This is a genomic window from Clostridium thermarum (assembly GCF_006351925.1).
In the GTDB taxonomy this organism is placed as follows: Bacteria; Bacillota; Clostridia; order Clostridiales; family Clostridiaceae; genus Clostridium_AU; species Clostridium_AU thermarum.
This window is the reverse complement of the sequence record NZ_CP040924.1, coordinates 264,168-288,508: the sequence shown is the minus strand read 5'-3', so window position 1 is coordinate 288,508 and position 24,341 is coordinate 264,168. Positions and strand designations below refer to the sequence as shown.

Below are 24,341 nucleotides of genomic sequence, written 5' to 3'. Positions count from 1 at the left end.
ACCTCTATACTTTCTCTTTAATATTTTTACCTAACAGCCCTCTTGGTTTAACGATTAATACTAATATCAATATTGCAAAAGCAACCGCATCCTTATATAAGGAATAACCCACTGCACTGACAAAGGTTTCAGTTATGCCTAAGAAAAATCCTCCAAACACTGCTCCCGGTATAATTCCTATACCTCCGATTACTGCTGCTATGAAGGCCTTTAACCCAGGGGTTGCCCCCATTAACGGGTTGATGGAATTATAGTAAACCCCTACTAAAACCCCTGCCGCTCCTGCCAAGGCTGAACCAATGGCAAAGGTATAGGATATAGTCTTGTTGATGTTAATCCCCATCAGCTGAGCAGCATCCCTATCCTGGGAAACGGCTCTCATAGCCTTACCAACCTTTGTCCTATGAACTATATACTGAAGTGCCGCCATAAGTAAAATTGTTATTGCAATAATATAGATATTTCTTGAATCCAATACTACGTTTCCGTTAAACAGTATAATGTTATGTCTTGGCAAAACATCCGGAAAAATTCTTGTCTCAGCCTTTACGAAAAACATCATTCCATATTGTAGGAACAGAGATACACTTATAGCCGTAATAAGCGCCGCTATTCTGCTTGAATTTCTAATTGGTTTATAAGCTACCTTTTCTATTCCCATTCCCAACAATGCACAAATTACCATAGATATTAGGAGGGATGGTAAAAATCCAAGGCCCAGAGTTGTAGTTACCGCAAATCCCACATAAGCACCCACCATTAATACTTCTCCGTGAGCAAAGTTAATTAAATTTATAATTCCGTAAACCATTGTGTATCCTAAAGCTATTAGAGCATATATACTTCCGATAGATACTCCGTTTATTAATTGTTGTACAAACTGCTGCACCATCATCACCTCTTTTTTTATCTATGTTGCTAATTTGGCGTCCTCTTTCAATGATTTTTTAAGAAAGGAGAAATTCAGCCCAAGCTGAATTTCCACCATAATTACTAATTATTAATTGTTAATTTTTAATTGATTAAGGTTCTACCTTCTTAACAAATGTAAAGTTCCCATCTTTAACTTCCAACACTGTTATGGATTTTACAGGGTTGTGGTCTTCGCCTATTGAGAATTTACCTGTTACTGCATTAAAGTCCTTAGTTTCTTCAAGAGCCTTCTTGATTGCCTCCGGATCAGCCTTACCTGCTCTCTTTATAGCATCTGCAGCAAAGTATCCTAAATCATAGCCAAGTGCATTAAATGCATCTGGGTCCTTGCCGTATTTAGCTTTGAAAGCTTCTCTGAATTTAGCTACTTCAGGTGCAGTATCCTGTGAAGAATAGTGGTTTGTGAAATAAACCTTGTTTAGTGCATCTTTTCCTGCTAACTCTATGAGCTTTGGTGAATCATAACCGTCTCCGCCTAGTACCGGAACATTTAAACCAAGCTCTCTGGCCTGTTTAACAATCAGACCAACTTCTTCATAATATCCAGGTACGAATAATACATCCGGTTGTGCAGCTTTTAGGTTAGTTAATACTGCCATAAAGTCTGTATCTTTTGCCTTGTAAGCTTCTTCTTTTGCTACAGTTCCGCCAAGCTTCTCATAGGTTTCCTGGAAGTTCTTTGCAAGCCCCTTACTATAATCACTGGTAGCATCTATAAGCATTGCTGCCTTCTTTGTGCCTAGGTCATTAAAGGCAAAGTTCGCCATTATAACTCCCTGGAAGGAATCGCTGAAACAAGTTTTAAATACGTATTCTCTTACCTTACCATTCTTGTCCACTGTTACGTCGTCAGCTGTAGCTGAAGCGGATACCAATGGGATTTTATTTTGATTAGCTATTGGTGATGCTGCCTTTGTATTTCCTGAGGTAGCTGGTCCTAACATCAAGACTACCTTGTCCTTAGTTGCTAACTTTGTTGCAACACTGGCTGCTTCTGTATCATTGGATTTATTATCTACCTTTACAGCTTCTATTTGCTTTTCCAGCACTCCGCCAGCCTTATTAATTTCTTCAAAAGCCAGTTCTATGCCTTCAACAAGACCTGTACCATAAGTAGCTACCTGACCAGATAACTCATAATTTAAACCTATCTTAACTGTATTAGAATTTTCTGCCTTACTGCAGCCTGCAAAAAGGCTTGCCCCAACCAAAACCGCAGTTAATAAACTCAAAGATTTTTTCATATTCAACATCCTTTCAACTTTTTGTCGTTAAAATATTTTTAGTATTCAGATTCTACTGGCGTATTATACCTTCCTCATCCTGTTGAATAGTAATCTCCAACAAAATCGCCCCCTTTTATTTATAATTACATCTTTTTATGTAAGCCCCATTTACATAAAAAGATAAGCCCCAATTATGCAAAACGCCTCTATATGTCTAAACATATAGAGGCGTTACATACGCGTTACCACTCTAGTTTACAGTTACTTCACAGCAACTGCCTCATCAGGTTCTTTCAAACCTTAGCCTTTTAACGGGACCACCGTTATGACTTACTGACTTCAGCCATAAGACTCAGAAGTGATCATTACCTATCAAACTAATACCGGTTTCCACCTATCCCGGCTCTCTGTAATTAATTTACTGATAGCTTTATCTTCTTCAACGTCTTTACATTTATTTTTATTCATAATTTTTGAATTAATTTACCTTGCTTTTAAATAATTAATAATAAATTCAAGGTTTTTTTAAATCTGTTATATATAAAATAGCATACAGTTAACACTATGTCAATAATTCACTTTAAAAAATGCGAATTATTTTTTAAAGCAATGAAAAAATGTTTGTAATCGTTTTAATTTTTTACAAAATTAAAACTCCGGCCTAAATAAGCCGGAGCTGTTACACCTCAAATAATTTAATATCCTTCAAACATATAGCCAAATCCTCAAAAATATTTACTTTAATCTCATCCTGAAAAGAATATACTGTCTCTTGACCATTAAAGCAAACGGTGACTGATTTATCAAAATAATCAACTATCCAATATTCTTTTACACCCTTAGAGATATACAGCTCCTTCTTAATATAATTATCTATTTTTATGGAGCTAGGACTTACTATCTCTAAAATAAAGTCTGGAATAGCTACAATATTATTTCCTACAAGCTCAAAACTATTATTACAAACAACAAATAAATCAGGCACTACAGGCCTTTTTAATTCGTTTATACTTATTGGTTCTTTGGGATCAGCCAAACATAAATCTGTTTTGTCCGGAAATAACTCACAGCTTTTATTTTCTAAGTAGTTGGCAAGTGTATTAAAAATCTTCTTATAAACTCTGCCATGATTGGGGTGCGGTGAAGGAGTCATATATTTTACGCCGTGGACCCATTCTATGGTAGTGTTATCCTCATAGTAATCTGTATAGACCACATTTACACTTCCTTTCCTTAAATGTTTGTTTTTATTCTTATCTGCATATATGGACAATTAATCTAATCAATTTATAACAATATTCTATATAATATTGTAAGCTTTATGCAATTATTTTTCCAAAATATTATATGATTATCTCCAAAAAGATAAGGCAGTAAAGAGAGTTTACAGTTGTATGATATCTGATTCATTCTTTCAAATAAAACTCAGGCTTCTACATCCTTTTTACTTATCCATCTTATAAGCATGAAGCCTAGCACAAAGGTTACTATTGAAGAGATTATGCTGTAGCCTGTTGGGAAACCAACCTGCTCAAATACCGGTTTTATTGAACCGGCCACAAAACCTAGAATAAGCATATAAGCTATGGATGGATACTTCTTTAATAATCCTTCTATTAATCTTGTGGTTGCTAAAGTACCAACTAGTACTCCCAAGGCCAAGGGTATTAGGAAAGGAATACTCCTATTTTCTATAGCACCTAGGGTTACATCGTATAGGCCCAGAATAAGAAGCATATAAGATCCGCTTATTCCCGGCAAAATCAGTGCTATGGCCATAACTATACCGGCAATGAATAAAAATATCATACTTTCTATACCCGGGGTAGTAGCCAAAGCTGCTGTTGTAGCCTCATCTGCGGGCATAATCATTACTATTACAAGTCCAATAAGCAGGAATATCCAGCCTTTTATGTCTTTTTTACCTTCTCCTGCCCTATTATAGAGCACCGGAATACCTCCGCAGATAATACCAATAAATAAAAACCTCATCTCAAAAGGGAAAGTTTCTACGGCAGACTTTAACAAGCTGCTAAACACCACAAGACCGGTAAGTCCTCCCAGGCCAACCTGTAGTAAGAATAGGGTATGCTTTTTCCAATCCTTGAAGAAAAAACCAATGGAATGCAGTAAATCATCGTAGATACCGAATATGATAGCCATTGTACCGCCGCTTACTCCCGGCACCAAGGTAGCCAGACCTACCGCTACTCCCTTTAAATAATTTATTAAAAATTTCATAGATACCTCCATTATGTATGTAGTATTTCTTTATATATCACCCTATCTATTTTAACTATAAATCCTACAATTGTAAATTTAAAAGTTAATAAATTTCAAAAGGACGCCATAGAAGAGATGACCAAGATCATCAAGGTATTGGAGGACGAAGTGCTGAAAACAACAGCGAAGGTTATTAACGATCACATACAGGAAGCAAGCATTGTGGATGAGCAGTTGCAAGAGGCTAGGTTACAGTTGGCTGCTTTTCAGAAAGATAGTTGAGAGGGGTACAATTAAAAATGTTTACCGTTTAATCAATGTTACTCATTATGCAATAAAAACAGAAGGCAGATATTTGACCTTCTGTTTCTAATTATTAGATTTCGTTAATTACTTCTATATCTCAATAATCTATAGAACTCTCTTATTTAGCTTTGTATTTAAATTATACATATTTTACTTAGAAAATTAGGCTAGTTTTTAATCCCCTTTTTAAAGCTATCACTGTATTTCTCTTTCCTTGAGTTTTCATGAAAATAATAATATACTATTAATTTAGGACATATTTTTAGCGTCCAGCATAATAATCTCCATTACCATTTCCGTAGATAGGAATTAAATCTTGATCACAATTTCATCCCTTATCATATTTGGATTTATGTCAATATAGTGGACACAAATAATCGAACTTTTTTATGCAGACAGCCTGGCCAACTCTTGGCATTTTTGAGAAGTAATGTATCCAATGCTCCTATGGATTCTTTTTCTATTATGCCAAGATTATATGTATCCAAGATTGCTAATCTGGCAGCGTTAAAGTCATAATACGTTACTAAATTAACCTCCTCTTTTTGCCATCGTAGACACTTCCTTCCCCTTTCTATATTTTAGAGCCTTCATCTTTTCGTGTCTACACTAATATACTAACACCAGTACATCTTTTATCCCTTGAGTCATATATAACTTCCACCAGCGGATTTAAATCATCATAATTATACTAATCTGCTTTAACTAGCTTTGTTTGCTTTGTTATGGCAATTGACAAAAACAAAGCAAATATTGCAAATATGTATAAAATTCTTTTTTAGTCCTGTTATCCCTCCTAGCAAAAATTAGCATACTGATGTGTTTTTTTACATAATTACTAGTTCATCTCTAATATGTAAGCAAAGCAATAAAATTTTGGCGATATTTTTATAATTAAACTCCTATTTTCAAAAGTCTTTGGCTCCATAGTCCTAAATATATGCATAAGGTATTTCCATAAACTTCAATTTTCGCCATAAGAAAAACACCTCAGCGCCTTTTGCAGACGAAGGTGTCCTTCTAATAAAAACTTACAACTTTTAGAAGTAAGTTCTAGCTTCTAATTAGTTCCGCTGAGAGGCTGTGATTACAGCAGGCTAAATGTTAAATCTGTCATAGTAACTCAAAAAAATAGATGTACAACCTCTCGATTGTACATCCATCTTCTTTAATTTAAACTTTCTGCTGCCACATCCTCAAACTGCATATTATAAAGATATGCATAAACGCCGCTCTGCTCCAGCAGCTCCTCATGGTTTCCTCTTTCCTTTATGCCCTCATCCGTCAATACCACTATCTCATCAGCATTTCTTATGGTACTTAGTCTATGGGCAATTACAAGAGTTGTCCTATTCTTTGACAGCTCTTCAAGGGATTTTTGTATAAACTTTTCGCTCTCATTGTCCAAGGCTGAGGTGGCTTCGTCCAATATCAGTATTGGAGGGTTTTTCAGGAATACTCTTGCTATGGATATTCTCTGTTTCTGACCTCCGGAAAGCTTAACTCCTCTTTCTCCCACGTAGGTGTCATAACCATCCTCAAGGCTCATGATAAAGTCATGAATATTGGCCTTTTTGGCAGCCTCCATAATTTCCTCTTTAGCAGCTCCGGGCTTGCCGTAGCCTATGTTTTCTCCTATGCTTCCTGCAAAGAGGTATACATCCTGCTGGACTATACCAATGGCCTTTCTCAGGGATTTTAGTTTTATATCCCTTATATCAATACCATCTATAGTTATAGATCCTTCGCTGATTTCATAGAATCTTGGGATAAGGCTGCAGAAGGTGGTCTTTCCTCCACCGGAAGGGCCTACCAGTGCAACATTTTTCCCGGCCTCTATACTAATGTTTATATTGCTTAATACATTGTTCTTATCGTTGTAGCTAAAGGATACATTGTTAAAAACTATATCTCCCTTAGGGTTAACAAGCTCTACAGCATCCTTTTTGTCCTGAATATCCGGTTCAGTTTCTACAACCTGTAAAAATCTTTCAAAGCCGGTAATTCCCTTTTGGAATTGCTCTGTGAAGTTTACAAGCTTATCGATAGGATTGAGGAATATATTGATATATAAGATATATACAGTTAAGCCTGAAAGTGTTAATTCACCAGCACTGATAAATATTCCCCCACCCAGTATTACTGATAGGTACAAAATTCCTTGGAAGAAGCTATTGCCGCTGAAGAATTTTCCCATTATGAAGTAACTATCCTTCTTTGTTTCCAGGAATTCCATATTTCCTTTTTCAAACTTTGTGTTTTCTATTTTTTCATTGGCAAAGGATTTTACAACTCTGATGCCGGAAAGGCTGTCCTGAACCTGCGCATTGACATTGGCAATCTTTTCTCTGTTCTTTTGGAAAACCAGACGCATTTTTTTGTTGTAGAATATTGAGAAGAACAACATAATTATGGTTACACCCAGTAGTATCAGGGTTATTCTCACATTAATTGTCATCAGTATTATAAAGGATCCCAACAATTTAATTATGGATATAAATATGTCCTCCGGTCCATGGTGGGCAAGCTCTGAGATATCAAAAAGATCATTAATGATCCTGGACATTAGCTTACCGGTATTTGTATTGTCATAGTATGAGAATGATAGCTTCTGAAGGTGTTCAAAAATATCTCTTCTCATGTCAGCTTCCATCTTGGCCCCCATAATATGGCCCCATGAGGTTATAAAGTACTGGCAGAAATATCTTACTATATACATTGCCAGCAATATGCCTCCAACGATTAGTACATATTTTAATATCTTACTTCTATCCTCCATGAGGTATACATCATCTAAGAGAAATCTAACAACAAGGGGAAACAGCAAGTCTATACCAGACAAGGTCAGCGCACAGAACATATCTGCAAAAAACAAATGCTTATAGGGTTTGTAGTAGGCTATAAATTTCCTTATGCTTTTCATGCTTTCGTTGTCACCTTCCTTCAAAAAACTCTCTTCATATTAGAATACCACTATGAGGTATCTTTAGCAATGGACAAATTTAGCTTGTCCCTGCCACAAGGACGAATGAAAAGCACAGCATGCCTGAACTGCTGCCTGTCAAGTTAGTAGTTCACACATGTTGTGCTTTCAAATTATAAGGATTTTATAAATCTCTCAATCCTCTTCAGGGCCTCAACTATATTTTCATAAGAAGATGCATAGCAGGCTCTGATAAAGCCCTCTCCGCATTGACCGAAGGCATTTCCCGGTACCACCAGGACCTTTTCCTGCATCAGGAGTCTTTCGCAGAATTCCTCGGAGGTCAGGCCTGTGGATTTAATGGATGGGAAAACATAAAAGGCTCCCAGAGGTTCAAAGCAGTCAAGTCCCATGTCTCTGAAACCTTTCACCATAACCCTTCTTCTCCTGTTGTATTCCTTCACCATTTCCACTACGTCATTGCCACAGTTTCTCAAGGCCTCAATAGCTCCATACTGAGCTGTGGTAGGAGCGCACATCAGTGCATATTGATGGATCTTCTTCATTTCTTCTATCAATATAGGATGTCCGCAAACATAGCCCAATCTCCAGCCCGTCATAGCAAAGGCCTTAGAGAAACCATTGATGACCAAGGTCTTATCCCTCATTTCCGGGAAACTTGCTATGGATACATGTTCAACTCCATAGCTTAATTCCGAGTATATTTCATCAGATATTACTATGAGGTCCTTATCCTTCAAAACCTCTACAATAGCCGCTAATTCTTCCCTTGTCATTATGGCCCCGGTAGGGTTATTGGGGAAAGGTACTATAACCACCTTGGTTTTAGGGGTTATGGCTTCCATCAAAAGTTCCGGGGTCAGCTTGAACTGATCCTCTGCTCTTAGATTTATGACCTTAGGAGTAGCTCCTGTAAAGGCTGTACAACCTTGATAGGCCACAAAGCTTGGTTCCGGAATTACTACCTCATCTCCAGGCCCCACCAAGGCTCTTAAAGCGATATCAATACCTTCGCTGCCTCCTACAGTTACAAGTATCTGATTCTTTGGGTCATAATGAAGATCATACTTCTTGAGGTAGTTTGCAATTTCCTGCCGCAGCTCCACAAAACCAGCATTGGAGGAATAATGGGTGTGACCTTCTTCCAAGGAGTAAATACCTGCCTCTCTCACCCTCCAAGGCGTTACAAAGTCCGGCTCACCAACTCCTAGGGATATGGCATCCTTCATTTCATTCAACAGATCAAAATACTTTCTTATGCCTGATGGCGGCATGGTCTTTACTTTATCCAAAATCATATCCTCTATTCTCATACAAATATAGCCTCCCTGTCATCCACCGGTTTTTTCTCAAAGATTGTACCCTTGTCCTTGTATTTCTTTAGCACAAAATGAGTTGCACAGCTCAGTACACTTTCCTGTACCGCCAACTTTTCTGCCACAAACAAGGCCACTTCTTTCATGGTCTTACCCTCTACTATGACAGTGAGGTCGAAACCTCCGGACATCAAGTAGCAAGCCTTAACCTCCGGGAATTTATATATTCTGGCTGCAACCTTATCAAAACCCTCTCCCCTTTGAGGAGTAACCTTAACTTCTATAAGTGCAGTTACACTTTCTTTTTCTGTTTCTTCATAATTTATCAAGGCTGTATATCCAACAATAACATTCTTTTCTTCGTACTCCTTTATGGCCGCTTCAACCTCTGCCACGGTTTTCCCCGCCATCACCGCAATTTCTTCATTGCTGAGTCTGCTGTTCTTTTCAAGGATTTCTAAGATTTCATCCATTTTAATAACCCCTTTCTATGTTTTCAGCGGATTTTTTCTTTGCTCACTTTTAACAGTAAAGCAAATGTCCCCTTAAAAAATTTTTAAAAATAAAAAACTCCTTCATCCCTGCAAAGGGACGAAGGAGTAAATTCGCGGTACCACCCTAATTAGTGCCAAAAGACACTCTCTCAACCGGAACAAAATTATTCCGTGCCTCTGTAACGTGAGGTAACGTCTTATTTATTGAGTACAACTTATACTCATTTCTCAGTAAGAAATTCAAAGGCTGCTTTCCATAAGGGCTTACCACCGGATTTCCACCACCACCGGCTCTCTAAGAGTTTTACCCAGATGTACTCTTCCTCATCAACATTTTTAAGCATTTATTTGATTTTTTTAATAATTATACTTCATAATTCATAATAATTCAATAGTTTTTTTATTATTTCAATAATTATACTCTTATTATTACCGGAACATAGGGGAGCTTCAGCTCTCCGTTTTCCATATGTATAAATTTGCCCGTTGCCAGGTTTTCGTAACTTCCGCCCTCTATAGGAAGCTGAATGGTCCCATTTTCAAGGCCAACATTAAATATGCCAATAAGCTTTTCCTGTCCCATTTCATAGGTAATAACTATTACGTCCTTGTCATCAAAGACCCCTATGGAATAGTTCCCCTCCGCCATTATAGGCGTCTTCTTCAAGGCTGCCAACCTTCTTAGCATGGATGTAAATTCATCCCTTGCTCCATCCCACACTACCTTGTCGATGTTGAAAAGGTTGGGAAGATGATCATCTTTAGCCTCCTGACCGTTGAATAGAAGTACCGCTCCCTTTTGGAAGTACATATACGCTGTCCATATGTCTAACTTTATATCATCATGGATAAGTTCTGCAGCCCTTAGCTGGTCATGGTTCTCCAAAAATCTGAGCTTAACATAGTTGTCTGGATATATACTCCTGCTGGGCCACCTTTTCTATATATTCTTTAAGGGTATATTCACCCATGAGGTAGCCTTTGAAGTATTTATGTACATCGTAATCGTAGCAGATATCAAAGGCATTGTACATCTCACTGTCTGAATGAGCTATAAAACCGCCTTTTCTAAGTTCCAATATAAAGCTAGCTTCCACGCTTTCCGCCAGCCATATGAAGTCCGGTTTAATTTTCTTAATTTCTTCTCTGGCCTGCATCCAGAACTGGATTGGTACTAAGGGGGCTACATCGCACCTAAAGCCATCCACTCCCATCTGAACCCAGTATTTCAAAGTTTCTATCTGGTATCTCCACAAATCCTTGTTGTTGTAATCTAAGTCAACAATGTCACTCCAGTCTCCCACTTTGTTTCCAATTTTTCCATCAGGTTTCTTATAGAAATATTCCGGCCTGTTCTTCACAAGATAGGAATCAGGCGAGGTATGGTTATATACTATGTCCATCATAGCCTTCATACCATATTGATGAATCTTGTCAACCAACCTTTTAAAGTCCTCCAAGGTGCCGTACTCAGGATTTACTTCTCTGTAATCCCTAATAGCATATGGGGACCCCTTAATGCCCTTCCTGTTTAATTCCCCTATAGGATGGATTGGCAGAAACCAGATTATATCTGTACCAAGGTCCTTTACCCTCTGCAGATCATTTTCCACATCAATAAATTTGCCGTTCTTTCCGTAATTTCTCACATATACAGAATAAATTATTGCATTTCTCAAATTCTTCGATGTGTCCAAAGCCATATTACCACTCCCTTACCTAACTATTATATCAAATTTTGCATATAACAGCACTAATCAAGCTGTTTAAGCGGCTTAAGAGCAGGGCCTTCTATTACATGACCATCTACATCAAATCTAGACCCGTGGCAAGGACAATCCCAGCTTCTTTCAGCACTGTTCCACTGCACTTCACAGCCCATATGTGTACAGGTGGTATCAACCATGTAAGTCCTGCCCTCACTGTTCTTATATACACCTACCTTATTGCCATCGATATCTATAACCTTGCCAGCATCAGGCTGTAAATCCTCCAAGGTCTGTGAGGCGGCCTTTAGCTTGCCCTTAATAAACTCCTTTGCTATCATGGCACCTTCTTTTGCCAGGTTTTTAAGTGAAGGGTCTGATTTGAATCTTGAAGGCGTATAAAGTTCCTCCCAAGGACTTTGCTTTTTCAGGATCAAATCCTTAATTAAAAGGCCTGCCATTGTACCCGTAGTCATCCCCCACTTTTTATAACCGGTAGCCACAAAAACATTTTGCTTTCCTGTAGTTAAGCGACCTATGTAAGGCAGGTCATCCAAAGTCATCAGGTCTTGAGTGGACCAGCGGAACAGTATCTCATTAATTCCATAGGTCTGTTCTGCAAAATCTCTTAAGTTCTCAAAATGCACCATTGTATTGGCATCCTGCCCTGTATTGTGGTGTTCTCCGCCTACTATTACAAGCTTTTCCCCATTAAAGGGAGTATACCTTAAGGATCTTGTAGGCTGTTCCGCATTTATAAACATACCTTCTTCAAAGCCCTTCTTTGTTTTTATAGCCATGGCATAGGACTTCTGAGCATACATTCTCATGAAGTACATTCCAAACCCATCAAAAAAAGGGAAATGGCTTGCAATTACAGCATAGTCACAATAAACTTTAACTTCATTTTCTGCAATTACAATGAGTTTTTTATCTCCTGAAGCATCCTGCTCAATATCCAGGGCCCTGGTATTTTCATATATACATTGGTCTTTTTCGTTTATGAGCCTGCACAGGGCAGCGAGATACCTTAGAGGGTGAAACATGGCTTGGTCCTCAAAGCATACAGCACACTTTATATCAAAGGGCAGGGGCACCTTTTCCAGATATGTAGCTTTTAAGCCAAGCTGTTGAGCTGTTTTTACTTCATCTTGTATCTTTTGTATGTAATCATCAGACTGGGTATATACATAGGAATTTTGAGCTACAAAATCACAATCTATATTCTTTTCTTTTATTATATCCCGTATGAACTGTAAACCTGCACTGTTAGATTCGCCATAGAGCCTGGCAAATTCCTCACTGAACTGATTCTTTAGCTTATCATATATAAGGTCATGCTGTATAGTAACCTTTGCAGTGGTATGCCCGGTGGTGCCTGCCAGTACCTTGTTTGCCTCCAGCAGTGCTACCTTTAAGCCTTCCTTTTGCAGCATATAAGCTGTGCTTATACCGGTTATTCCTCCGCCAATTACCACAGTATCCACAGTGATATCCTCTTTTAAGCCTGGATAGTCCGGCAACTTTACAGTATCCATCCATAGACTCTTTGAAAAGTTAGGTATATTTGCCACAATATCTCCTCCTTAGAAAATCTCTATAGGTTATTGTGTCAATATTTCCATATTCATATACATAAAATGCCTACTGTAAGGCTGGCAAGGGCCCCCCCATTAATGGCTTTCCAGCAGCTCTCTAGGTATGTGGCAGTAACCATTAGGGTTCTTTTGCAGATACTTTTGATGATATTCCTCAGCAACATAGAAATTTTCCAACGGTTTTACTTCTGTCACTATCTTTTTCTCATACTTTTTCTGTTCCTCAGCTACTGACTTTAAAATTATGTTTAAATCGCTTTCATCGGTATAGTATATTCCGGTTCTGTACTGGCTGCCAACATCAGGGCCCTGCCTGTTCAGCACAGTGGGATCTACTATTCTCCAATACTCCTCCAGCAGCTTTTCCAAAGGCAATTGACTTTCATCATACTCTACATAACAAGTTTCCGCAAAGCCGGTGTTCTGCTGGCATACCATCTCATAAGTTGGATTTGCTACTCTGCCGTTAGCATAGCCAACCTTTGTCTCAATAACTCCCTTAATCCCGCTCAAAAAAGCTTCTACTCCCCAGAAGCAACCTCCTGCAAGAACAATTTTCTTCATAAATCCACTTCCTTTACATAATTATTTGTTTATAAGTTCCGCTATAGCTTTTTCAATCTTTAGTGGTGATGTAGTAGGTGCAAATCTATCTATTATATTTCCCTCTTTATCAATTAAAAATTTTGTGAAATTCCATTTTATACTTCCGGTAAGGAACCCCTTCTTTTGCTCTGTAAGATACTTATACAGTGGGTGAGCATTCTCCCCATTCACATCAATCTTTTCAAACATTTGAAAATCCACACCATAATTTAATTGGCAGAAATTCTGTATGTCACTGCTGCTGCCCGGTTCCTGATTACCAAACTGATTGCAGGGGAAACCCAGAATCTCAAATTTTTCATTTCCCAGCTTCTCATAAAGCTCTTGAAGTTCCTTATACTGCGGGGTAAATCCGCAATTACTGGCTGTGTTAACTATTAAGAGTACCTTTCCCTTATACTTGCTTAAGCTGATTTCTTCCCCTTCTAAGGTCACTGCTGTAAAATCATAAATACCCATATTACTTCCTCCATAAAATGTATTTCTCAATTAATAACAACTTTATTATAACATAAAATTAATTGTGCGCAATGCAATTTTATAAAATAATATTAACAAATTACAGATTACCTATTATAATTAAGTATAAGGATTCAATATTTGGTGAAATTTTATAATATGAAGATATTTTTCACCATCAGTAATAAATAATTCTTATGTTTAGGAGATGATTATATGGATAAAAATGACTTAACAAGAGATTATGATATATTGAGCTTAGATAACCAGTTATGTTTTTCTGCCTACGCAGTTTCAAGAGCTATAACAAAAATTTATCGACCTCTCTTGGAGGAACTTGGCATAACCTACCCCCAATACCTTGTGATGCTCGTACTTTGGGAAAATAACGCTGTAACCCTGAAGGAAATGGGTAATAAGCTTTTCTTAGATTCCGGCACCTTGACCCCTTTATTAAAGAGACTAGAATCCTTAGGCCTGCTGCAAAGGGAACGTTCCAGCAAAGACGAAAGAGTTTTGAACGTAACCATAACAGAAAAGGGGCTTGCTTTAAGAGAAAAGGCCCTAAATATACCCCAGGGAATTTTAAACGCCATTAATATCGACCTTCAGGAATTGGCAGACTTGAAGCATCGCTTGGACAATTTATTAAGCAAAATAAACGACAAATAGTAATTAAGGATGAAATTCAAACATGGCTGATTTTCACCCTTAATTAAAAATAAAGCTGAGTCACTGCTTACTCACATCATCTGTACATCCTATGCCTTTTTGTTGGGTATTACTGCCGGATAAGACATATCCTTCTGCAGTGGCTCAGTACCTACAAACTCGATTTCAAAGGTTATATCCTCACCAAAATCATAGATGAACAAAAATCTTTGAGATTTATATAGCTTAACTTGGTGGAGTTTTACCTTTTCAGTGTTTGTACTGGCCTCGCGGTCATAGGGACAGGGAATCTCATAATCCCTGTCATAGGGCTTATTATTCATAAAGAAGGAATATAAGTGTCCCCACTCCAGGTCATATTTGTTTCTGATTGCATCCACCAAATCTTCAAAACTCTGAGTTCCCTTAACTGCCACAGTGATAAATTTACGTTTGTTATTGACCTTTTTCACCTTAAATATATAGGCTGTATTCTTCTCCGTTATCACTTCTTCATTCTTTTCAGGTTCAACATTCAACGCATCTTTATTATTTTTGCCTCTTCTCTTAGGTGCAAATTGCTCAAAAAAGGCATTCAGTATTTCCTCTTCTGAAAAATTATCCCGTTCTTCGTCTAGGGCTGTTTCTTCATTCTGATAGTCACAGATATCCTTATAGGCCTGCTGGAAGTCTATCTTTTCTTCTAAGGTTTGAAATTCATTTTTGGGCTTAATTCCGTCCAGGAGTACCTTATGTCCCAGTACTGTGAGATCAAACCCGTTTGGCATTAGGAAGAATAGTTTTATTAAGGGGACCTGATTCACTTCTGCGCTGTATAACTCGTAGAAATAGTAGGATGCATCATAGACGTATATATATATTGGCTGAAGTACTTGCAGGTAGTAGCCCAAAGGAGTAGCTATATAAGCATCCAGGGCAAAGGACAGCTCCATCCTAATGGCAAGGGAAATCACGGATCCTTGGGGAAGGTCTTCTTCGTCCATTTCATCCAGCTTATCCATATCTATGTTTTCTAATTCGCCCATATCTATGTTTAAATTATACTTATCCATAATACCGTTAAGGTACTCATTAAGGTCCACAGCATCTCTTATAAGCTTTCTTAAAGCTGAAACACTGAAGGTACTTCTGTTTATAGGAAAAGCCTCACACATATGCTTTGATGCAATAACTAATACAGCTTCCACTATTTTTTTCAGCTGGTCTTCACTGGACATTTGGAAGAATTTCCTTACATTTTCCGCCACTGCGGCAGCTCTATGTACTCCTATGGAAGGTAGCTTCCTCAGCAGTCCTAACTCATAGGAGATATTAGTTAAGAAAGTTACATAAAAAATTTCTCTAAAGGTAAGCAAATCAATAAATTCGTCTCTTTCATCCTCAAGGATAAAACCATTTTCATCCACGCCGATATCCGGCAGGCAAGTATTCAAAAACATTTTCAGGTCCTTAAGCACAGGATGGTTTTCCACACTAAAAACTACAAATTCCTGTTCAAAGTCTACCAAAGCCTTTCGCTTATAAACAGGCCTTGCTATGGGCACAATCACTGTGTCCTGGCCATACTTTTCTTTTATCTGCATGTTGATAAAGTTTGCCGGTGAAAGCGGCGTATCATCCATTAAGGCAGAATAGTACCACATTCGGTATATATATGGCAATGCCTTTTTTACAGGCTTTTTCTCTTTTGCTGAAAGAAGGTTATAGTTCTCCAGAAATTCTTTTTTATAAAGATCAAATATCCTTTTAATACTTTCCGTTTCATTACAGTATTCAATAATCTTATGTTCCATAAAATGCATCCTTTCCTGTAGATATAGAGATTTTACTCCAAATGGTGGAAATATGCAATATTAGACAAGCTAATTATTTATATAATAGGCATTCCGGATTACCTCCTAAAAAGTCCTCAGGCGTCATACCTATCTCATTATTAAAAATTAAATATGAAAATCAATAATGATTCTCAATTCCCTTCTTTTTCAGTCTTCTGCTCAATACAAATAGGAGCAGGGCAGCAGTGCCGATAACTGCAGTTATTATAACCCATACGTCATTTGTGGTTATATAGTCCAGGGCCTTTCCCATTATGAAGGGTCCCGCAGCAAAGCCTGCACCATAGATAATTTGGAATATGGCACTGACCCTGCCTCTATACTGAGGAGGAGTTACACTGGAGATGAAGGTATTGTTGTTAACAGTGACCATCATCTCTCCCATGGTCATGATTATAACCACAACAAAGAACATGGGCAGTAGCCTTGTTACTATCAGTATTGCAAAGGATACTGCATAAAATAAACCTCCAGTTGCTATAACCTTGGTAGGCATAGTCTTAAGAGTAAACTTTGTTATTACCGGTGTAAATAATAATATCAATAAGCCATTCATACCCTCCAGCATTCCATAATACTTTGGTCCCTCTTCCGGGAACAGGGATACCATATGAATTGGCAGGGTGAAGGCCCACTGAGAGTATGAAAAATTATAGAAGAACAACAGGCCCGCAAATACTAAGACCACCGGCCTGCTCAATAGGAATTCCACTACATTCAGCTTCTTTTTATCCTCACCATGTTCTTTCTTACTCTTATGCTGTTCCTGATGATGGCGTATATCCGGAATAAAAAACAGTACGAGCAAAACTGATATCAGGGTTGTAATGGCATCTATAATAAATACTAAATAGAGATAGTTTTTAAAGAGAAAGCCTCCTAACACCGGCGCAATGGAAAAGCCTAAATTGTGGCCCATGAACATAAGGGAAAAGGCCCTTTTTCTGGTATGAGAGTTAGTTAAGTCTGCTATAAGTGCATCATAGGCCGGCAGGGATGCTGCCAACATAGCGGAACCCAAAATCAGCAGGTATACGATCAACATTGAAGGATTTATAAAACCACAGCTTAAAAATATTATCGCTGCCAGGCTGTGAAATATTACTATTACCTTTTTGCGTCCAAAGGTGTCTACCAGCCTTCCTCCCAGCAACAGCCCCGGAACAAAGCTTACATTCAGTATAAGAATATAAAAACCTGCCTGTGAACTGCTGAGTCCGATTTTTTCCGTGAGAATAAGTGTCAGCAGAGGCATTATAAAGTTTCCAAGTCCGTTGATGGTCTTAGCCGCTACCAGAAAATATACTGCCTTTGGTAAATGAAAATATTCCTTATACCCTTTTAACATAGTTCTCTCCTAAATAAATTGCTTGCATTAAATATTTTGTAATTTTATTTTGTTCAAATAAACCAAAATTATTTTTTATGTTTAGTGTATATTATACCAACACTGTATTATTTTGGCTACAAAATATTATATCCTCACTGTCCACTGCCTTTTTCACACTTCTATGAGCACATTTTCCTTATCCGCACCATATCCTAGGTTCCATGTTAAAGAAAAAAATGCAGTGTTTTAAGTTCACCGCATCTTTTTTCTAGCCGATTAACCATTCAATTCTTTATTTTGACTTCTTACAAGCTCCTCAAGGTCTTCTAATCTTCTTTTTAAGTCCTCTACTTCTCTTGGCAGATTAGTTATTCTCCTAATAAATCTCCATATCTCTAGACTCACCACTAGTACTGCCGCTACCATAATACCAATACGAATACCATCCAACATAATTTTTCAAGGCCCTTTCTTCCTAGATTGTATTTAGACTTCTCATCCTACTTTCCTGAGATAGTTGCTCCTGTCACGCAGACATAGGGGTAAATTGCAGAGCCATAGTCTACTCTTTCTTTTGAAATCCCCTTCCTCTCCAATGAAAATATTATATCATTTTACATAATCTAGGCAAATAAATTTACTTGTGTTATTTTGGTGAATTGAAAAGTTAACTTCCACTTTGTAGAATTAACTTCCACCGTAAAATCGATACTAGATAAGATTTTTGGTTATAAGAGTAATTTTTTGCTTATTTTAGACAAAAATGAGGTATAATTTAAGTAGCTCAAGCAGATTTCAGCTGATTTTGGGTATAGCAAACAAAGGGTGAATATTTTCCGTTTTTTTTGCAAAGGTAAATTCCACCCATTGAAAAAGTTTTAACTTAAGCGCCAGCGGTAATCCCTGCTTGAGTAGGTTAATATTTTAATAAACTCGGATTCATGATAATCTCATTTGGTTTGATGAGTTCTGAATCCAACTTTGCGAGCGTTTTAGCGCCGTAAAGGAAGCTGAATACCGAGTATGGAGACTGGTCATTCAGCTTTTTTCTTGAATAAGAATTAATGTGACTCATCATCAATGAGATATCCTTCTGTTGAAATGAGTTGAAGCTCTGGCCTTTAGGAACAATTCTCCGGATCAATTCATGGTTGTTTTCTGCAGCACCTTTCTGATATGGCGCTGAAGGGTCGCAGTAGAAGATGCGTGTTATGCGGTTTCCCTGCCTATCAAACTCGATAGCCTTTGGATTTGTAAACTCACTGCCGTTGTCAGTTAGAATGACAGGAAATAGTTTTAGAAAAGTGTCAGGCCCCAGTTCCAAATAAAGATTTTCGAAAATATCTATGACGGAACGTGAAGTGTTTGCATCCCTAATAAAAGCAAGCATAAACTGAGAATCAACGAAATGGATAGTGAGCAACACCTTACCACCTTTAGTACCTTCAACAGAATCCATTTCAACTACTGGAGTATCAGGATTTTCCTTCATGAATTCAAGAAAATCCTGATATGTGCGTCCAATTCTGTAGGACTTATCCACTTTAAAATGATTTTTAAGCTTTTTTCTTGGACGATAAACAACTTTTCTTGGAAGGTCAATATTTTTTGTGGAGAAAAGATTGTAATCAATATAGTTGTAGATTGATTTTTCACTATGCATGATAAGGTCTCTGTTATTAACGCAGATATGGTGTATAGATTGACCTCTTTGAATGAGTGGGGTTATGATTTTATCAAGACGTTTAATCTCGTCCTCAGAAATAGTTATGCCGCTTCGTGACTCAGAACGACGAAGTACATATTCATCATGGGCATAGGAAGCATTATAGATTGCTTTCTCCAGAGTACATTTTGTAAGGCTAGCACATCCATTGCACACATAAGGTGGCTTAGAGAGTAAGTCACAAGTATATGCTTTGTAATCAGAACAGAATTTTGAACAATCTGAACAAAAGCGACAGCGTCGAATTCTACAATGTGATTTCTCACATAGATATGTATGGTTGCAAGTTAAACGATGAATACAGTTGTTAAAAGGTCTACCGTAAGAACCTGTTCGCTTGTACATGATATGATTTTTAACCTCTTTGGAAATGGTTGTACAATCTCGATCAAGCTCTCGGGCTATTGCTTTGAAAGAAAGGGAGGCTTTAAGCATTATTTCAATAGAGACTCTTTCCTCTAACGTAAAGTGTTTGAATTTAGCCATAATGAAAAACTCCTTCCTTACCAAGCAAGGATTACTGTAATGACGCATATATCAATATAATAATATTTTGTATTACTAAATTCCACTCTCTATACTCTTTCATATTTGTAGAATTAAAATCCACTCTTACCACCTAGAGAGGTGGAATTTACTTTTGCAATTAAAGCTTGTGTTATTTTCCAACTACTTTTTTCGACCAAATCTCCCCACCTCCTTTTTTTTATGATATAATTCTCACAGGAATTATATCGATTCAGAGGGGGGACTAATATGTCCTATGACAGTGTTGAATTATATAAAACAATTTTTGCAATCATAAAAAATAATAACTTAAATAACCTAGGTAAAGGAGTTTCGAACATGATAAAGGATTCAGGCGTACATAAAGATGGTGTTATAGTAATTGATGGTGTGGTAGGTGTAGGTAAGTCTACACTGATGAACATATTAGCGGAGATGGGACATATACCTTTTTCTGAACCGGTAGTAAATAATCCAATATTAGAGAAATTTTATTATGATAGGGCCAGATGGAGTTTTTCTCTTCAAATATTCTTCTTGAACAAACGTTTTCAATATATTAAAGAAGCTGTTGCAATGGGGAATGCGGTAATGGACCGTTCCATATATGGTGATGCCATATTTGCAAAGCTCTTAAATTCCAACGGAGAAATGAGCGATGATGAATTTTCCCTATATATGGAGCTCTTATCTAACATGCTGGAGCATGTACAAGCTCCCAAGCTTATGATTTATCTTGAAACCAGCGTAGACCACGCCATGCAGAAGATTAAAAAACGTGGAAGAGATTATGAGCAAGTAGTTGAAAGAGAGTATTGGGAAAGACTTAATGCTGAGTATACTGCTTACTTTGAAAACTACGATATTTCACCCATTCTTAAGATCAATGTAGATAACCTTGATTTCGAAAATAATCCGGAAGATAAGGCCTATGTATTGGGCTTGATAGAAGAAAAGCTTGCCGAAATAGATGGCAGAATGGCTAGTTAACCTTACATATATTTTACAGCACAAAAAACCAGCCTTATGATGTGTGTTCCGCACCGGCTGGTTTTATGTTCATATATTTAAAGGAGGGGGATTCCTTCGTTATATTTATATAATAAACCATATTTATTACAAATCTATGTCAATAATAAGTATTATTTGTTAATTAGTTTTGAATAATTTATTAACTATTGATATTATACTTTAGGATGGTGATATAATTGGATAATCCCTCCATATATCATATATATAACAGTTTTGCTTTCCATCATGCTATCGATAAAGAGCACTTTGATTGTTCTATCCATATCCATGACGGCTATGAGATCTATTACCTTATATCCGGTAATGTTACCTACTTTATAGAAGGTACAGCCTATGAACTGAACCCCAAGGATATACTGCTGATCAACTCCAAGGAACTTCACAGACCCCAGCTTAACGGCAATTGCATATACGAAAGAAAAGTTATAAATTTTACACAGGACTTTTTCAAGGAATTCAGCTTCACCGATTACAATTTATTTAGGTGTCTGGATGATAGGGTCTCAGGAAAAAATAACCTTATACCAGCCTATGAAGTCATGTCCAATAATCTCGATCAAATAATTGCTAATATTGAAAAATGCAACGGCAAAGATCATTCACAGGAGTTATTAAAAAAGACCTATGTAGCTCAGCTTCTTATTTTTATAAACAATATTATGGACAATAAGAAGAATGAGATCCTGATTTTAAATAAGAATAATGAAAGAATCAGCTATATTATACAATTTATAAATGACAATCTTTCTTCAGACCTCTCCTTAAATACTTTACAGGAGAAATTTTATGTAACAAAATATTATCTGTGTCATCAGTTTAAGCAGGTAACTGGTTTTACTTTGAATGAGTATATAACCTATAAGCGGATTATGAAGGCCAGAGAGTTTATAACCCAGGATTACCCAATTTCAGAGATTTATAAATTAGTGGGCTTCAGCGACTATTCCAACTTTTTTAAAGCCTTTAAGAAGGCCAATGGAATTTCACCAAGAGATTATAAAAAAATGGCATCAAAATAGACCGGCACTGACCGGTCTATTTTCTACTTATTAAGTAGCTCTTTTATGAACTCCAAATTTCTTTTCAGCTTTACATCAGTTGTTTCGTCATTGGAAAAGTCCTCAAAAGACAAATATCCGTCATAGCCCACTGACTTTAGGGCAGCAAAAAGCTTATTGAAATTAACTTGTCCCTTTTCTACTGCGCTCCACTGACACTGCCATTCCCTTGCTCCCTCAGTTTCTGTATCCTTCAAGGCCCAGGCCGCATTCTTTATATGAACATGATCCAGATATTCTCCCAATAGCTCTAAGCCCATTTGATACTGCTCAAAGCCCTCATGGACCATATTGCCGGCATCGTATATTATTCCAATGTATTTGCTGTCAAAGCCGGATACTAACCTATAGGCTGCACTGGCACTGGGTACAATGGTACCGTGATGAATTTCAAAATTTACTTTTACCATGTACTTTTTTGCCAGTTCCTCTAAAGCCTTAATTTCCTCCTGAGTTTTAACGAAAAGGTCTCTGTAGTTTACAGTTCCATTATATTGGGGAAGATTTACCCTAATCTTAGGGCAGTTCATCACAACCGCAGCTTTTAGTACTTTCTCAATTGTGTCTATTTCGTCAGTTTTAAGATATGTGGCCAAGGCACAGATTTCAATTCCTTCCTTTTCGCATATATCCCTTACCGGCTGCGCTTCTTCCAATATATTATCAACATCTACTGTACTTCTGTTATATTGCCAATACCATATCTCCCTTGGAGGGATAACTTCCGGCTTACTTTTTACACTATTGCTTACTCTCCATTCTACGCCATCATAGCCATATTCCTTTAGCTTCTTAACGGTTTCTACGACATCATAGTCCGGAGTACCTACTGTGAAAACGGAAAACTTCATACATATTCCTCCAATCGTTTTTTAGTAAGTGCCATTGACATCCAAGGTTCTTTCCTCTACATTTTTCTTATAGCTGGATTTCTCTATTCTCTCTTGCAGCAGGTCATAGAACAGGTCTTCATTTACAGGGATGTCAGCCCAACTATCTGTCCATGCTGATAAATGCATTGCATTCGAAATTTCCAGGCCTTTTATACCTTCAATTCCAGGAGCTAAAAGCTTGCTGCCCTTTAAGATTGCATCCACAAAGTTTTGTGTAATCCCCTTATGCCATGTGCTTTTGCCATTTATGGGAATATCAATCTTCCAGCACTCCGGCTCCCCAAAGCCTCCTGTATATCTTTTGTTAAAGTCTCTTTCCGACTCTCTCAGGCGCCAGAAAGTCAGTTTATCATCCTCTGATACGATTTTACCGTTATTACCGCTTATCTCCAGACGGTTTGTCCCAGGTGCCTCTCCTGTGGAAGTTACAAACAAGCCCGTTGCGCCATTTTCATATTCTACATAAGCAGTAACATCGTCTTCAACCTCTATATCATGATACTTTCCAAAGGAGCAGAAAGCTCGTACACGTTTTGGCATACCGCAGATCCACTGCCATAAATCCAACTGATGGGGATCTTGATTTAATAGTACCCCGCCACCTTCTCCTGCCCAGGTTGCACGCCAGCCGCCGGAATTATAGTAGCTTTGAGACCTATACCAGTTAGTTATTATCCACACCGTTCTCTTTATATCTCCCAGCTCTCCGGAATCTATCAGATCCTTAAGCTTTTGATACAGCGGATTAGTTCTTTGATTGAACATGATTCCAAATACCCTATCACTCTTTAATGCTACTTTATTCATTTCCCTAACCTGTTTTGTATATACTCCCGCAGGTTTTTCTATAAGTACATGAAGTCCATGGTTAAAACCTTCTATAGCCAGTGGCGGATGGTCATAGTGAGGGGTTGCGATAAGTACGGCATCTACTTCTCCTGAGTCCATTAAGGCCATAGGATTATCGAAGAGTTTTACACCTTCCCCTGAATTCTCCCTTGCCCACTCTAACCTCTTAGGACTTACATCGCAGACTGCTGTGAGCTCTGCTCCATTTACCTCTCCTTTAATGAGATACTCAGCATGCTTTGAACCCATATTCCCTATGCCAATTATTCCAATACGCACTTTATTCATATTACTTCCTCCCCTATTTCAGATAATAAATTCTTTAAAGCCCATAATGCTCTTGCGAACTCTCCCAGCCCATCTGTTGATATTTAGATATAATTAACCTTGCACTGCTCAAAACCTCCGTTTGGTCATCTAATTTTAGGTCAATACCTTCTTCAAAAGCCGATATTATAAATCTGTCCATCTCCTCCCTTCCTATGCTTTATTTAATACCTATACTTACATTTTAGCTTAATTTATGTTTATATCCATTGCACTTGTTGCTGCAAACATTGCAAATATTGCTTTTAAAACATAATAAAAGAGATGAATGCTCCATAATATGATGCATCCATCTCCTATC

At 37.6% G+C, this 24,341-nt stretch carries 23 protein-coding genes and 2 other annotated features; of the genes, 4 read left to right on the top strand and 19 right to left on the bottom strand.

The genetic code is table 11. The features are described from left to right. Window positions 1-4: 4 nt before the first annotated feature. The 4 genes from FHY60_RS01280 to FHY60_RS01265 form a co-directional block, all read right to left on the bottom strand. Window positions 5-889, bottom strand: coding sequence for a branched-chain amino acid ABC transporter permease (locus tag FHY60_RS01280; protein ID WP_139906253.1), 885 nt, complete (start codon window positions 887-889; stop codon window positions 5-7). Between the two features lie 133 nt (window positions 890-1,022). Continuing rightward, a complete protein-coding gene (locus tag FHY60_RS01275; protein ID WP_139902442.1) occupies window positions 1,023-2,177 on the bottom strand; it encodes an ABC transporter substrate-binding protein in 1,155 nt (384 codons plus the stop codon). Window positions 2,178-2,380: 203 nt separating this feature from the next. Next, window positions 2,381-2,611: a binding site (T-box leader), on the bottom strand. Between the two features lie 227 nt (window positions 2,612-2,838). Further along, complete coding sequence (locus FHY60_RS01270; RefSeq protein WP_163216112.1) at window positions 2,839-3,375, bottom strand: Uma2 family endonuclease; 537 nt, start codon at window positions 3,373-3,375, stop codon at window positions 2,839-2,841. Window positions 3,376-3,584: 209 nt separating this feature from the next. Then, window positions 3,585-4,400 carry a DUF368 domain-containing protein gene (locus FHY60_RS01265; protein WP_139902436.1) on the bottom strand — a complete coding sequence of 272 codons (816 nt, stop codon included), beginning with the start codon at window positions 4,398-4,400 and terminating at the stop codon, window positions 3,585-3,587. A gap of 117 nt (window positions 4,401-4,517) precedes the next feature. On the opposite strand from FHY60_RS01265, the gene FHY60_RS17695 reads away from it, so the two are divergent. Next, the gene (locus FHY60_RS17695; RefSeq protein ID WP_163216109.1) at window positions 4,518-4,664 is read left to right on the top strand and encodes a hypothetical protein; all 147 of its coding nucleotides are present in this window, start codon (window positions 4,518-4,520) and stop codon (window positions 4,662-4,664) included. 1,192 nt (window positions 4,665-5,856) lie between these two features. On the opposite strand, the gene FHY60_RS01260 is transcribed toward FHY60_RS17695, so the two are convergent. The 8 genes from FHY60_RS01260 to FHY60_RS01230 form a co-directional block, all read right to left on the bottom strand. Continuing rightward, window positions 5,857-7,611: an ABC transporter ATP-binding protein gene (locus FHY60_RS01260; protein ID WP_139902434.1), complete on the bottom strand. Its 1,755-nt coding sequence runs from the start codon at window positions 7,609-7,611 to the stop codon at window positions 5,857-5,859. 173 nt (window positions 7,612-7,784) lie between these two features. Further along, window positions 7,785-8,945 (bottom strand): aminotransferase class I/II-fold pyridoxal phosphate-dependent enzyme, encoded by a 1,161-nt coding sequence (locus FHY60_RS01255; RefSeq protein WP_139902431.1) that lies wholly within the window; start codon window positions 8,943-8,945, stop codon window positions 7,785-7,787. Further along, window positions 8,942-9,421, bottom strand: coding sequence for an Lrp/AsnC family transcriptional regulator (locus FHY60_RS01250; protein WP_139902428.1), 480 nt, complete (start codon window positions 9,419-9,421; stop codon window positions 8,942-8,944). The genes FHY60_RS01255 and FHY60_RS01250 overlap by 4 nt, the downstream gene beginning before the upstream one ends. Before the next feature lie 111 nt (window positions 9,422-9,532). After that, window positions 9,533-9,782: a binding site (T-box leader), on the bottom strand. Window positions 9,783-9,857: 75 nt separating this feature from the next. Then, a complete protein-coding gene (locus FHY60_RS18185) occupies window positions 9,858-10,328 on the bottom strand; it encodes a hypothetical protein (protein ID WP_243122193.1) in 471 nt (156 codons plus the stop codon). 10 nt (window positions 10,329-10,338) lie between these two features. After that, on the bottom strand, window positions 10,339-11,145 hold the full coding sequence (locus FHY60_RS18180; protein WP_243122192.1) for an alpha-amylase family glycosyl hydrolase: 807 nt from the start codon (window positions 11,143-11,145) through the stop codon (window positions 10,339-10,341). A gap of 50 nt (window positions 11,146-11,195) precedes the next feature. Continuing rightward, a complete protein-coding gene (locus tag FHY60_RS01240) occupies window positions 11,196-12,722 on the bottom strand; it encodes an FAD-dependent oxidoreductase (RefSeq protein ID WP_243122191.1) in 1,527 nt (508 codons plus the stop codon). Between the two features lie 99 nt (window positions 12,723-12,821). Further along, window positions 12,822-13,310 carry a peptide-methionine (S)-S-oxide reductase MsrA gene (gene msrA, locus FHY60_RS01235; protein ID WP_139902426.1) on the bottom strand — a complete coding sequence of 163 codons (489 nt, stop codon included), beginning with the start codon at window positions 13,308-13,310 and terminating at the stop codon, window positions 12,822-12,824. Between the two features lie 21 nt (window positions 13,311-13,331). Beyond that, a complete protein-coding gene (locus FHY60_RS01230; RefSeq protein WP_139902423.1) occupies window positions 13,332-13,811 on the bottom strand; it encodes a glutathione peroxidase in 480 nt (159 codons plus the stop codon). A gap of 216 nt (window positions 13,812-14,027) precedes the next feature. Here FHY60_RS01230 and FHY60_RS01225 point away from each other — a divergent pair, with 216 nt between their 5' ends. Next, window positions 14,028-14,483, top strand: coding sequence for a MarR family winged helix-turn-helix transcriptional regulator (locus FHY60_RS01225; protein ID WP_139902420.1), 456 nt, complete (start codon window positions 14,028-14,030; stop codon window positions 14,481-14,483). 89 nt (window positions 14,484-14,572) lie between these two features. Here the strand turns inward: FHY60_RS01225 and FHY60_RS01220 are convergent, their stop codons facing one another. From FHY60_RS01220 to FHY60_RS01210, 4 genes are all read right to left on the bottom strand, one after another. Further along, the gene (locus FHY60_RS01220; RefSeq protein WP_163216103.1) at window positions 14,573-16,276 is read right to left on the bottom strand and encodes an IS1096 element passenger TnpR family protein; all 1,704 of its coding nucleotides are present in this window, start codon (window positions 16,274-16,276) and stop codon (window positions 14,573-14,575) included. A 160-nt stretch (window positions 16,277-16,436) separates the two neighbouring features. Then, window positions 16,437-17,666, bottom strand: a complete 1,230-nt coding sequence (locus FHY60_RS01215; protein ID WP_139902414.1) for an MFS transporter — start codon at window positions 17,664-17,666, stop codon at window positions 16,437-16,439. Between the two features lie 258 nt (window positions 17,667-17,924). Continuing rightward, window positions 17,925-18,101, bottom strand: coding sequence for a hypothetical protein (locus tag FHY60_RS17690; RefSeq protein ID WP_163216100.1), 177 nt, complete (start codon window positions 18,099-18,101; stop codon window positions 17,925-17,927). 463 nt (window positions 18,102-18,564) lie between these two features. Further along, window positions 18,565-19,860: an IS30 family transposase gene (locus FHY60_RS01210; RefSeq protein ID WP_139902412.1), complete on the bottom strand. Its 1,296-nt coding sequence runs from the start codon at window positions 19,858-19,860 to the stop codon at window positions 18,565-18,567. A gap of 360 nt (window positions 19,861-20,220) precedes the next feature. On the opposite strand from FHY60_RS01210, the gene FHY60_RS01205 reads away from it, so the two are divergent. Together FHY60_RS01205 and FHY60_RS01200 are read left to right on the top strand one after the other, a co-directional pair. After that, the gene (locus tag FHY60_RS01205) at window positions 20,221-20,871 is read left to right on the top strand and encodes a deoxynucleoside kinase (RefSeq protein WP_139902409.1); all 651 of its coding nucleotides are present in this window, start codon (window positions 20,221-20,223) and stop codon (window positions 20,869-20,871) included. Between the two features lie 218 nt (window positions 20,872-21,089). Further along, on the top strand, window positions 21,090-21,932 hold the full coding sequence (locus tag FHY60_RS01200) for an AraC family transcriptional regulator (RefSeq protein WP_139902406.1): 843 nt from the start codon (window positions 21,090-21,092) through the stop codon (window positions 21,930-21,932). A gap of 23 nt (window positions 21,933-21,955) precedes the next feature. Here FHY60_RS01200 and FHY60_RS01195 read toward each other — a convergent pair whose 3' ends face one another. Genes FHY60_RS01195 through FHY60_RS17685 form a run of 3 tightly spaced genes read right to left on the bottom strand, consistent with a single transcriptional unit; the run spans window position 21,956 to window position 24,182 of the window. Continuing rightward, complete coding sequence (locus tag FHY60_RS01195; protein WP_139902403.1) at window positions 21,956-22,822, bottom strand: sugar phosphate isomerase/epimerase family protein; 867 nt, start codon at window positions 22,820-22,822, stop codon at window positions 21,956-21,958. Window positions 22,823-22,843: 21 nt separating this feature from the next. Continuing rightward, window positions 22,844-24,001, bottom strand: coding sequence for a Gfo/Idh/MocA family protein (locus tag FHY60_RS01190; RefSeq protein ID WP_139902400.1), 1,158 nt, complete (start codon window positions 23,999-24,001; stop codon window positions 22,844-22,846). A 34-nt stretch (window positions 24,002-24,035) separates the two neighbouring features. Beyond that, window positions 24,036-24,182: a hypothetical protein gene (locus tag FHY60_RS17685; RefSeq protein WP_163216129.1), complete on the bottom strand. Its 147-nt coding sequence runs from the start codon at window positions 24,180-24,182 to the stop codon at window positions 24,036-24,038. Window positions 24,183-24,341 lie beyond the last annotated feature (159 nt).